Annotated in this window: 8 protein-coding genes; 2 read left to right on the forward strand and 6 right to left on the reverse strand. The window is 41.5% G+C overall.

The genetic code is table 11. The features are described from left to right. Positions 1-306: 306 nt before the first annotated feature. Both FPZ44_RS12115 and FPZ44_RS12120 read right to left on the reverse strand, forming a co-directional pair. The gene (locus tag FPZ44_RS12115) at positions 307-960 is read right to left on the reverse strand and encodes an NAD(P)H-dependent oxidoreductase (protein ID WP_144990514.1); all 654 of its coding nucleotides are present in this window, start codon (positions 958-960) and stop codon (positions 307-309) included. 3 nt (positions 961-963) lie between these two features. Continuing rightward, positions 964-1,740 carry an alpha/beta fold hydrolase gene (locus FPZ44_RS12120; protein WP_144990516.1) on the reverse strand — a complete coding sequence of 259 codons (777 nt, stop codon included), beginning with the start codon at positions 1,738-1,740 and terminating at the stop codon, positions 964-966. A 349-nt stretch (positions 1,741-2,089) separates the two neighbouring features. On the opposite strand from FPZ44_RS12120, the gene FPZ44_RS12125 reads away from it, so the two are divergent. Further along, the gene (locus FPZ44_RS12125) at positions 2,090-7,222 is read left to right on the forward strand and encodes a DUF7507 domain-containing protein (RefSeq protein WP_144990518.1); all 5,133 of its coding nucleotides are present in this window, start codon (positions 2,090-2,092) and stop codon (positions 7,220-7,222) included. Positions 7,223-7,665: 443 nt separating this feature from the next. Further along, a complete protein-coding gene (locus tag FPZ44_RS12130) occupies positions 7,666-8,103 on the forward strand; it encodes a site-specific integrase (RefSeq protein ID WP_144990520.1) in 438 nt (145 codons plus the stop codon). Between the two features lie 787 nt (positions 8,104-8,890). Here the strand turns inward: FPZ44_RS12130 and FPZ44_RS12135 are convergent. The 4 genes from FPZ44_RS12135 to FPZ44_RS12150 all read right to left on the reverse strand — a co-directional run bounded on the left by FPZ44_RS12135 (position 8,891) and on the right by FPZ44_RS12150 (position 12,290). Further along, complete coding sequence (locus FPZ44_RS12135; RefSeq protein WP_222429803.1) at positions 8,891-9,334, reverse strand: GNAT family N-acetyltransferase; 444 nt, start codon at positions 9,332-9,334, stop codon at positions 8,891-8,893. A gap of 602 nt (positions 9,335-9,936) precedes the next feature. Then, positions 9,937-10,392, reverse strand: a complete 456-nt coding sequence (locus FPZ44_RS12140) for a hypothetical protein (RefSeq protein ID WP_144990524.1) — start codon at positions 10,390-10,392, stop codon at positions 9,937-9,939. Between the two features lie 248 nt (positions 10,393-10,640). Further along, positions 10,641-11,618 carry a glycerophosphodiester phosphodiesterase family protein gene (locus FPZ44_RS12145; protein WP_144990526.1) on the reverse strand — a complete coding sequence of 326 codons (978 nt, stop codon included), beginning with the start codon at positions 11,616-11,618 and terminating at the stop codon, positions 10,641-10,643. 129 nt (positions 11,619-11,747) lie between these two features. Beyond that, complete coding sequence (locus FPZ44_RS12150; RefSeq protein ID WP_144990528.1) at positions 11,748-12,290, reverse strand: AAA family ATPase; 543 nt, start codon at positions 12,288-12,290, stop codon at positions 11,748-11,750. Positions 12,291-12,433 lie beyond the last annotated feature (143 nt).

Raw genomic sequence — 12,433 nt, forward strand, 5'->3', positions numbered from 1 at the left:
ATACAATAGGAATTATGAATGTCTAAGAAGAATAAGTAACAATTAATTGGAAAGAGGTTTCGAAGCGAGTTGAATTTCGAATTGTGTGGTATCTTCTTTGAGCGATAATTATAGCAGGATATAACAGCTTGTCAATTAATTAAGTTTCTCTAAAAAAATTAAAAACAAGAAAAAAAGCACCTTCAATTAAGGGTGCTTTTCTGTGTAAATCAACATTCAGAAAATTACTGCTCTTACCTACATTTACGAGAAAATATCATGCAAAATGCTGAAAGCTTAGTAGTTTCAAAGCATCTTCGAGCGCAACTACTGCTCAGATCCCTCAATCAAAGATATCAGTCTCTCTCGAAACTCCGCCAAATACTTCTCCCGCTGCTCCGCAGAAACATGGGTAGGCTGCCATGCCGCAAAATAAGGCACAATGTCCATTCCTACATACTTTAACGTTCCATGCTCTATGCCATGCAAGTGATGCTCTAGAATACCCAGATCGTTTTCATCCTCATAACGCTCTGGCTCTGCACCAGTTGTAAACACAAGCATCGCGCGCTTTCCTTTTAATAAGCCGTTCGCAAACGTTTGGTTTCTTCCATACGCGAAGCCTGGCACAAACACGCGGTCGAACCAGCCCTTCAAGATTGCGGGCACAGAGTGCCACCATAATGGGAAAATAAAGATGACCAGATCGGACTCAGCCAACTTTTTTTGCTCCAGCTCGATATCTGGCGATAAGCTGTCATTTTCATAAGCATGACGTTGTTCAGCACCATATTTCAAATAGTCTGGATTTTTCGGAGCTTGGAAATCAACCCAATCCGCCACAGGCTTGAACGCCATTTGATACAAATCAGAGAGCTGCGTTTCATAACCTTGTTCGGCAAACAGTTCTATCGCTGCATCTTTAAGCGCACCACAAAATGATTCCGGTTCATGATGTGCAAGTACAATAAATGGATTCATGTGTTATTCACCTTCTCCTCTCAGCAAAAACGTATCAACAATATGATTAAAATCAGCTGGCTTCTCCAAATAGGGAAGATGACCGCAATGCTCCATCACTACCACCTCGGATTGCTTCACCAGACGATGGATTTCATTCGCATAAAACTCAGGGACGAAATGATCGTGGACACCTCTTATAATGAGTACCGGACAGTTTAGCCGCTCCAGCTTGTCCCTCTGATCCACATCCGCCAGTTCATAGAACATCTGCTGCACATGCTTCCGATTCATCGTTTTCAATGAATGTTTAAAACCTCTAACGATGGATGGATGTTCAAGCACACCCATTTCTCTAAGTAGAACGTCAGCCCACTGTTCTCCCCCATCAGCTAAGTCAAGCAATCCGTAAATGCTCATTCGCTCAATCCGATCATCAGTTCGAAGACGTACAAAGGAATTCACCATAATTAAACCATCAACCATTTCGGGACGATGATCAGCTAGATCAAGACCAACTCGTGCTCCTTTAGAAAGTCCGCAAATTGTACAAGATATAATATTGAGATGCTCTAATAAGGAGGCAATTACCTTCCAGTACTCCTGAAATCTGATATGTGATCCTTCTGACTGACCATGACCAGGCAAATCCACGGAAATGACCGTTCGATGCGTCTGAAAGTACTTTCGCTGATAGATCCAGTTGCTTGAATTGCCACCTAGACCATGCAGAAATAGAAGGACAGGTCCCTGCCCCTCTTGTTGATAATAGATAGACTCGCTCCCGTAAGAAAATCTCATGCTGTCTCATCTCCACGATTCATACTAGTTGCATTATATGGATAGTAATAGGATTACCCGAACTATACCCAGCTAACACACTTATATGTGAAGTTTATCACAATATCATGTGGTTTCAAACTAATCATCACTTTTCCTCACCAAGCCCACCTTCATATTTGACCAATTTGTGATACGTATCTGTATGAATGCTCCTTTCTTTCATTATTGGAAAATGGGCACTGTGATAAGTAAAGTCGCATAAGATGCTTAACAGTAGACATAGGCGAATTTTGAGTAGTGTGATGTTTGCTCATTTAGACGCTATGTAAATGTATTGGCGCCAATATGAAAGGAGCGATAAAGAAAGATGCCAGCAACGATTACAGGAATCGTGTTTAATGACCTCAATCATAATGGTACATTTAACCCCGGAGAGCCGGGCATACCTAATGTTTTTGTTGTGTTATTTAGCAGCTCAGCAGGAACCTGTACATCTGTGCAAACGGATGCGAATGGTAACTACAGCTTTTCTATTACGACTGCAGGAACGTATACCGTCTATGAGCCTGTAGCGAATCCAGGCGCTACCTGCCCACCTACTACCTTTACACAGCCTAGCGGCTTTACCGTATCCAACGGGCCACGAAAATTAACAGTTACCGTAACCGCTGCACAGGTTACTGGCAACGCCACCATTGCGAACCAAAATTTCAGCCACGACACGACAAATAACCCTTTATTCTGTACAGCGACCATGGTTCAGTTTTCAGGCCAACCTACCCAGTGGTTTAATATTAACCTTGTAACGGGAACTGCTATCTCACAAGGAATTGTTAATCCAGCGGTAAGTATTAATGCAATTGGATACAATCCATTAGATAATTATATTTACGGCTATGATCGGACTAATAATCTCATTACCCGTGTAGATAGAAGTGGAAATGTTACAGATCTGGCTCCTCTTCCACCTGGATTGCCTGCGGATGATTATATTTGTGGAACTTTCGATTTGAGCGGATTTCTGTACCTGTTGGCAAGAGGGGCATCCCGATTTTTTGTTGTAGACTTACGTCCCAATACTGCAACCTTTATGAAACTGGTTAATCCTGCAAATGGGTTTCAGGAACAGACGAGCAACTTCGGAGTTGCCTTTAGCAAAACACCAACCATTAGCGACTGGGTATTCCGACCATTAGATGGAAATTTATATGGGGTTGATCCATCGGGTCCTGTCATAAGAATTGTCCCTACGACGGGAGCGGTTACCAACTTAACGACGACTCCACTTGTTACCGCCACGTCCTTTGGTGCAATGGCTATTGATGCAGCGGACAATATCTACGCGATCTCCAATACAAACGGGGGAATCTACAGATATACCATAACTGGAAATAAAGCAACTTCAGCCCGCTTCTCCACAACCATTACTACGAATTTAAATGATGCAACTCTATGTCCCTTTATCACCGTTGGCGTTGATTATGGTGATGCGCCAGATACAGGTGCAGGGAATGGGCCAAGTAATTATTCTACCTTGCTTGCTAACAATGGACCACGGCATCAGACGACAAATACACTTTTCCTAGGAACACGGATTACGACGGAACAAGATGCTTTCCAGAACCCTACCGCCACAGGCGATGATATTTCAAAAGGGATACAAGATGACGGCTTAACCGTTCCTCTTCCTGCCATTGCAGTAACCGCAACGAGTTATTTGTTAAATGTCACGATAACGAATAATACAGGAAGTCCAGCTAACTTGTACGGATGGGTTGACTTTAATGATGATGGTATTTTCCAAGCGAATGAAGCTGCACCTGTTCAGGTCGTCCCTTCACAGACAGGGACCCAAATCGTCACGCTTCCCTTCACCGTTCCTGCAGGTGTCACATTAGTTTCAGGTCAGACCTTTGTAAGACTACGGCTTACAACTGATAATCTGGTGAATCAAAATACTTTGCCGACTGCAGAAGATACGAGAAGCTTAGGAGCTGCCGCGGATGGAGAAGTAGAGGATTACATTGTTCTAATTTCTGCTCCAGCCATGCTTTCGATTACGAAAACAGCGTCTACGCCCACTGCATTACCTGGAGATAGTGTGAACTATACATTCACGGTAACCAATACAGGCAATGTCACCTTGACGAATGTACGCATAGAAGACTCGCTGCTCGGACTGATTGATGTCTTGTCCAGCTTGGCACCTGGAGTCTCAACAACCATTATTGTTCAATTTATAGTTCCTCCTGGCACTTTGGCCGGTACCATTATCGATAATACGGCCACAGCTACTTCGGATCAGACTCCTCCTATTATTGATACGGCACAAGTGACGGTGTTACCAAGCTTTAGTTTAGCGATTGCGAAGACAGTGGATCAAGTAGCTGTAGCCCCTGGAACCACGGTAAGCTATACGATTACTGTCAGCAATACATCCAATGCTCCTATTACCAATGTCACCGTTACAGACGATTTACTTGGTTTTTCCCAAGTGATCCCTTCATTGGATGTAGGACAATCACAAACGTTTTCGGTTCCATTTACGGTCCCATTAGGAACGACTGCAGGTACTGTGTTTACGAATCAATCGGTGGGAACCTCTGACGAGACGCCACCTACCTCCGATACAGCGACGATTATCGTAACACCAATCCCAGATGCGATTATTTTCAAAAGCGTCACGCCACAAATTGCTGCCCCAGGAGAAACGGTCACTTACACCATTACGGTAACAAATGCAGGCAATCAGACGCTCACCAATGTACACATTGTCGACCCGACTATAAGTATTGATCAAACGTTTGCTGCGCTAAACCCCGGAGATACAGTTGTAGTTACGATGCCATTCGTCATCCCATTAACCGCAATGCAAGGCGATACAATCGTTAACGTTTCCACCGTTACAACCGATCAAACAGCTCCTGGGCAAGCCGATGCTGTCGTCACAGTCATCAGTGCACCTGGTATCTCGATATCCAAATCGGTCGCCCCTACCCAAGCCGCTGTCGGGGATACAGTCACCTATACGTTTGTTGTAACGAACACAGGCAACACACCACTGACAAGCGTACAGCTTAGTGATCCGCTGCTTGGAATTATCCAATCCATTGGCTCGCTTGCAGTAGGAGAATCGCGAACGATTACCTTCCCATTCGTTGTTTCTAGCTCTAGCAGCAATCCGTTCATCAATACCGCGACAGTAACCGGCACTGCTGGAACGCAGTCGGTTCAAGACAGTTCAACGGCCGCTCTAGCCCTACTGCTTCCAGCCTTCACGGTAGCAAAATCCGTCAATCAGCCACAGGCCAATCCGGGTGATACCGTCATGTTCACGATAACCGTCACCAATACCGGAAATATCGACCTGACGAATGTTGTTATCTCTGATCCCGTTCTGTCTTACCAAACGACGATTGACACACTTGCTACAGGTGCAAGTGTAATTGAATCGATTCCATTTACTATTCCAAATGACGCAACCCCAGGGTCGACCATCACAAATGTCGTTACCGTGACGCCAACAGAAACGGGCCCCCAGCAGGATACAACAACCATTACGGTAAACGAAGTACCTGACATCACCATTACCAAAACGCCAGATCAGCCTAATGGACTGCCGGGTGATACAATTACGTATACAATTACGGTCACCAACACTGGAAATATCCCTTTAACAAATGTAACTGTAAGCGATCCGTTCCTTGGGTTCAGCACGAATATTCCTACACTCGCAGTAGGTCAATCTCAAAGCTTCGCGCCTACCTTCACGATACCTGCGGGAACCGCTATTGGCACTATTATTAGGAATGTGAGTACGGTCACTTCTGATCAGACACCGCCTGAGGATGATAATGCTACTGTTTTAGTCAATCCATTACCGCCATTATTAACGCTTGTGAAAACGACTGATCGTTTTACAGCCGCACCTGGAGATACCGTTAATTATACGATTACCGTAACGAACCCTGGAACTGTAAGCCTGACCAATGTCTTCTTCAATGATGATATACTTGGTATTAATCAAACCGTTGGTACGTTAGATCCGGGCCAAAGTCAGGCATTTACGTTCGCATTTACGATTCCTGCTGGAACACCAAGCGGTACCGTTATTGTAAATACGGCAGTGGCTGAGTCGGATCAGACTAATCCGGAAGAAGGCCGCACCTCTGTAACGATTGATCCTGCTCCTCTATTACAAATTACGAAAACCATTGATCCTTCTCAAGCCGTACCAGGTCAAAGCGTAACAGTGACCCTTACAGTGACCAATACAGGCAATGTTGATTTATCGAATGTAGTCATCGAAGATGCAGCGATAGATTTCCGATCAGTTATTCCAAATCTGCCTGTGGGATCCAGCAGCTCAATTCCATTACCTTTCGTAACGCCTAACTTGCCAGCCGGCACAGTTTTGACCAATACTGCTACGGCCACATCCAATGAAACGGTTCCTACCTCTGCAACGGCATCGTTTACTGTACTATCTTTGATTCCATCGCTAACGCTTGATAAACAGGTGAATCCATCTGTCGCATCTCCAGGTGAAAACGTTACGTTTACGTTTGAGTTCCGCAATACGTCGAATGGACCGTTAACGAATTTGCATTTTACGGATGAGCTGCTAGGCATTGATAAGACGGTCGACTTTGTTCCAGCTGGATTCTCCGTTTCACTTACCCAAACGTTTACGATACCTGCTGACACCATCGGCGGGACTGTAATAACAAATACTGCGGTACTAACCACTGCAGAAACTGCACCGGTTACAGCAACCGTTCAGGTTACTGTTCCTGCCGATCCTCAACTAACTATCAGCAAAACGGTCTTTCCACCGACTGCACTCCCAGGGGAAGTGGTATTCTTCAGCTTACATGGTGTTAATACCGGAAATGTACCACTAACAAATATTAGCTACAATGATCCGCTGCTAAGCATTAGCGGAACTGTGGTTTCACAAGATGTCGGTGAGGTACTATCACTAATTATTCCATTTACGATACCTCCTACCTCAACTCCAGGTCAGCCGATCATAAATACAGCCTTTGTCGATTCAGTTCAGACTGGACTTCTAAGCACATCTGCAACCGTCAATGTTACTCCTCTGCCGATTGAGGTAACAAAGAAAGCAGATTGCCATCGCATTTTCGTAGGTGATACGGTTACATTTAGAATAACAATGACGAACACAGGCAGTGTTACAGCTACCAACGTTCTATTGACCGATGTACTGCAGACAGGCACGAAATTCGTACCAAAAAGCGTCAAAATCGATGGCAAACATATTCCAGATGCCAATCCTCAAAACGGGATCTCACTTGGCAGTATAGCTCCCGGCCAATCTGTTCAAGTATCATTCGAAGTGAAACAAGTGTGCTTGCCACCTAAAGATAAAGTACGCAATACGGCTGCGGTAAACTTCCAACTTGACGATTTGGCTCCAGTGTTTACTGTTGAATCCAATACGGTAGTGATTCAAGTCGAGGAACATCATGAATAAATACGATAACCGACCTGCAACGGTTTACACTGAACGCCAACATCTTCCTTATCCATCTTGAATAGCACGTTCATTAAAAAGAACCGGCCTACTCTGTAAGATTAAGTACAAGTAATTGTACATTTATATCTTATAAAATGGTGTTTTGTTTATCATGTTACACATTTAATAAAAATGCACATTACTAAATGAAATTTTAGTGGTGTGCTTTTTTATTTTTCCTAACTTTCTCATTTAGATTTGTTAAAAGGCTAAACATTTTACAAGCATAAAGAAAAACAATAGAATAGGAACATTCGTTCTATTTAAAAAGAGGCGTTAATAATTGTATTAGTTTGAGTATTGTCCAAAGCATATTGATAGTAAATACCAGTTACTTGTATTCAAAGAGAACCGGCCCTTTATTCCTTTGACGGATTATTATCATGATTGTGTAGGGAGAATTGATAAAAGCTCTGCAATATCCTATTGAACTAACAGTTGGGGATTACCGCAAACGTAAAAGTCATCAAGAATTAGAATTTATTACATTCAATAAAGGGAGTCATGGTAGAAAAATCAAATTTATACGTGTTAGTAAAGATACCGTAAAAAGATTGTTTCACTACATAGAAAAGGAAAGAAAATTCATTGACGAAAATCATTTATATTCTGAACAATTACCTAATGATGCCCCTATCTTTTTATCTGCAAACGGAACACCACTTACTTATCATGCTTGGTACTACCACTGGAATCGAGCAATGAAAAGTAATGAAATAAGTTTAAATCCACATAAAGCAAGGCACTGGTTCTTTACTTCTCGATTACGAGAAATTTATAACGTTGCACAAAATGAATTATATGAAGTCGAAAAATCCAGACACGATGACTGTATATGAGCATCATTTTGATGAAACGAAACATCGAGAAGCACATGAGAAAATGTTGGAGCAAATGCAGCAAAACGAAAAGGAATATATCAAGCAACAGCAATTATCGAAGAAATCAAAACCAAAGCTTGAAATTATCGAATCATCTATTATCGAAACTATCATAATATTAGTCACCATTCAAAAGCCTTTAATGATGAAGAGAAAGGTATTCACATAAATACTATTAAACGAAATGAAGAACTATATGAGCATTACAAAAAGCATAGTAGAACTTATAAAGTAAATAATGCTCGTAAAAAGCCAGAGAAGCCCCCTATATTTGATGAATCCACTTTAAGAAGGATTTCCCCCGAAAGAGGATTAACAAACGCTAGAAAGAAGTATATGCAGCTTTCTAAAGAAGAATTGGTGAATAGATTGATAGCAATTAAACAATATGTTGCAGAAAATCAGAAGCGATTTCAACGTTAAGAAATATGCATGATTTTATTCATTAAAGTCGATCATGCATCCATGCTCGAAAGACCACTTAAACATTGCTATGACTGACTTTTGAAGAGAGTGTATAAAATCATTTATAAACAAAGTTCATAAGAATAGCCACGAAACGTTGTTTTAACAACATTCGTAGCTTAATGGTGTATGCCCAAACTTGCGTTTGGGAACGTTATTTACGTTTGTTTTGTATACGCTATAAATCCTTATTGCACTAAAGCAGCACCCCGTTATTGAAACAAAAACGCTTATGAAACAATCGCGCCCGTTTAGGGAAATCGGCTCCATTTTTATATGCTCAGACATATTTTTCTTGTATGTACAACCGCATATAAATATAACCATCCTCTATATCGTCTGATAATTCAAAGCCTAAGTTGCTCCAAAATTTTTGTGCGGGTATATTTCCTAGATTAACTGGTAAGGAAATCCTACTTGCATTGTATTCTTTGCACAAATATTCAACACAAAGCCTAGCCGCTGCCGATCCATAGCCTCTTTTTTGAAAACGGCTATCTATCATAAAATTTATGATTTGGGGGTTATTTTCGCCAATATACATTGAAACATAGCCCACCATCACATTATCGGCATAAATTGCAAAAGGGCGTGAATCATCAGAAAACACCCACGCTTCGGCTAATGACCACGCTACAGGGTCTACAAAGTCCACATTAGCATCAGTTGTATGCAAGTTTAAACATTCTTTATAATTGTCCCTATTAATTGTTCTTAACTCCACCAAAAAATATCACCTTCCAAACTTCGAAAATACTTTTTTACCATTATAGCATTTGAACAGGGTAAGGTATTGTCCTTCTTCTGTTAATTAAAATGTCCCCAAAGCGTCGTTTGGTAACTATTCTTTTCTTAGCGTTGTAACCAGCTTAAATCTGACGTGACCACATAATAGATAAAATAATTTTTATATACATCTGAATCAACAAAGTAATTGCTACTGCTTAATAAATCATTTGTAATTATATTAATATATTTCACAATTATTAGGTGAAACCCTTTTTGAATTATTTAGTGTAACAAAAAACTCGACCCACAGCTAATGGATCGAGTTTTTAATTCCCAACTTTTTTGTCTTTCAACATCAATCTGAAAAGGATAGATGTAAGCAGGTAATCCCCCTGTTCATCTATCCTTTCCTTTTAACCCTATATAATGTGTGACATTGTATTAAATTATTTAGTTATAGAGCTTTATAAACAATTACTTGACTTTTAATAAAATTACAAAGGCCGCTTCTACTTATATTAAGCATTTTTACGAAGTGCCCCAATATTAGAATAAAACGAGCAGAACCATTTCAGCTGTCCTGCTCATTTCATGATTTTAATTCGACATGGTTCCCGTACCTGTTATTCTCCAGTAATCGTTGGCTCCTTTACTCCAAACTAGATAGTATTCACCAATGCCATCCGGGTCGCCTACCGAGTTAGCTCCAGGGAAGTGCTGGCTGAAATGAACAGTGCCACCCACTACACTTGATGGCTTTATCTTAAAAGAACCGATTAGATTATTGGTATGACCATCATCTTCCCTAAGAAAGACAGTAATTTCGCGAGGGATCTCACTTGCTCCACTATTTTTTTGTTTCGTCGTCAACGTTCCTGAGACGGTTATTCCATTTTTCCCATCCTCTAAATGATGAAATTGCTTATACACTTTTCCGTTATACATACATAATGGCATATCAAGCGTCCATGTACTTGATGCAGCATAAACAGGAACTGCAGCAAGCACCATAACCATCACAATTAAGGATAAAACATGACCGAACCGTTTCATAACATGTATTCCTCCTTTAATGATTTGTAAAGCACGATAGATCACCCTATCCATAGTATTTTCATAAATGACCTAATATGACTTTAACTGTAAGTTCACACAATGTTTATTTATGCGATGCATAACACAAAAACCCGACCACTAATGGGCCGGGTTCTTTATCATACGCGCTATACGCACTATTAAATAATCCATTCATTGCAGCTAGGAAATCAAACAAAATCGGTTTCGTCGAACAATTACTCTGGTCATTCTTTCATAGTAGGCGCTATTACATCAATACGATTCGTCCAAATGCCACCGTCATACTTTTCTGGAAGCCGTGCTAGATCGAGCTCCTTATCAAACCCTTCTGACCAGCCTCCATCACCTGCTACGAGGATGACTTTTGTATTTGCCTCTTCCATTCTAGCGAGGAACTTGCTTGGAAATCCCCATAGATAAGGGGCAAACTTCTCTGGAATGTGAAGCTGTGTATTCTCACATGCGGCAGGCATATATCCTGTCCACCCTACTGCTGCATAGGGTAGAAGACAACTTTTCATCGTATTCATCGACATCACACGAATGTCTGGCAACTTCTCTTTTAATGCTGCAATAGGCTCGTCACCACCGTAAACGGCCAACTGCTCCAACTGGCTAATAGACAGCTTAGATAGATATTGAGCAAGCAGCACTCCTTCATTCGGATCATTACTTTTTATATGAATAAGCAAAGATTGATCTGGAAAATGCTTCAATACCTCATCCAGCGTAGGCATTAGCCCCACCCCTTTACCACGGAACGGATAAGTCGCACCATGATCGGATGTATAGCCATAACCAACATCCAATTTCTTAAGTTCAGCCATTGAATGTTCCCTAGTAACACCCTTGCCATCTGTTCGGCAGTCCAGCGTCCAATCATGAAACACAGCAAATTCACCATCAGTAGTAAGTTGAATATCCAATTCTACCGTGTCTGCTCCTGCATCAAAGGCTGCTTGCATAGATGGGATCGTATTTTCCAAGTAAGAATGTTCCGGTTCATAGATTCGCTCCGCCGTACAAGTATCATTCTGGATTCCTTCCATCGGGAACGTTTGACCCAGTCCTCTATGAGCCAGCAGCTCAGGAGACTTGCCACTAGCTTTTATAAATAGAGACGTATTATTCACATACATAAATGCGACTAAAATAACGAGAAAGATAAAGAATCTTTTGGTATATCGTTTAAACTTCTTCATATTCCCTCCACTTGGTTACTTAAGTAAGTATTATTCACCTGCTTTCAATAGTTTAGCATCTGATACGAACATATGGATTGACCTTTTTATTACATTGACTCTATCTATCCGTATATCTATCAAATTCGCTCAGACGCGAGCTTCTGTGCCTGCCCTCTGCAAAATCTGTTCTACGGTCTCTTCAGCAGATAGATCCGTTGTGTCAAGCCACATACCTATCTTCGATGTTTCCTCTTGCAAGGAACAATTTAGTTCAGCAATCGTCCAAAGTCCATACCCTTGCTTTGCTCTAGCAAGCTCTCTATGAGCAACTGCATCCTCTGACGGATTCAATACGATTACATATAGTGGACGATTACGAATAAGCTCGACCATCTCTCCCAGCATCGGGCCAATCATCACATCCTGTAGTACAACGTTGAAGCCTGCCTCGTAATACGTATCTGCTGCGTTGGCGGCAATTTGGTAGCGCAAACGCAGCTGCCTAATCGCTTCTTCCTCTGTGTTCGGGAGCATCTCCACTCTCCCACTTACGATCATTTTACGAAACGTATCTCCTCGTACATGAACACCTCGCTCAAACTTCTCAGCAAGCAGCTGTGCAACTGTAGATTTTCCAGATGCCATAACGCCCGTAATAAGGTATATCCCTCTGTTTTCATCAGTCAGCATTGTTATTCCACCTTTTCAGCATAAATTGTGATAGCTACAGATTATGATCTTATTCCAATAAATACAACACTCGAATCAACTGTAATAGCAGGATTGCTGCTGCTTGTTGTATGTGCCGTTTTCCCTCTGCTAAAATATAATCA

The organism is Paenibacillus agilis, assembly GCF_007786455.1.
Lineage (GTDB): Bacteria > Bacillota > Bacilli > Paenibacillales > Paenibacillaceae > Paenibacillus_B > Paenibacillus_B agilis.

Coding starts and splice junctions, on each gene's coding strand:
- FPZ44_RS12115 (WP_144990514.1), bottom strand. CDS start 960: ATGAATCCATTTATTGTACTTGCACATCATGAACCGGAATCATTTTGT.
- FPZ44_RS12120 (WP_144990516.1), bottom strand. CDS start 1,740: ATGAGATTTTCTTACGGGAGCGAGTCTATCTATTATCAACAAGAGGGG.
- FPZ44_RS12125 (WP_144990518.1), top strand. CDS start 2,090: ATGCCAGCAACGATTACAGGAATCGTGTTTAATGACCTCAATCATAAT.
- FPZ44_RS12140 (WP_144990524.1), bottom strand. CDS start 10,392: ATGAAACGGTTCGGTCATGTTTTATCCTTAATTGTGATGGTTATGGTG.
- FPZ44_RS12145 (WP_144990526.1), bottom strand. CDS start 11,618: ATGAAGAAGTTTAAACGATATACCAAAAGATTCTTTATCTTTCTCGTT.
- FPZ44_RS12150 (WP_144990528.1), bottom strand. CDS start 12,290: ATGCTGACTGATGAAAACAGAGGGATATACCTTATTACGGGCGTTATG.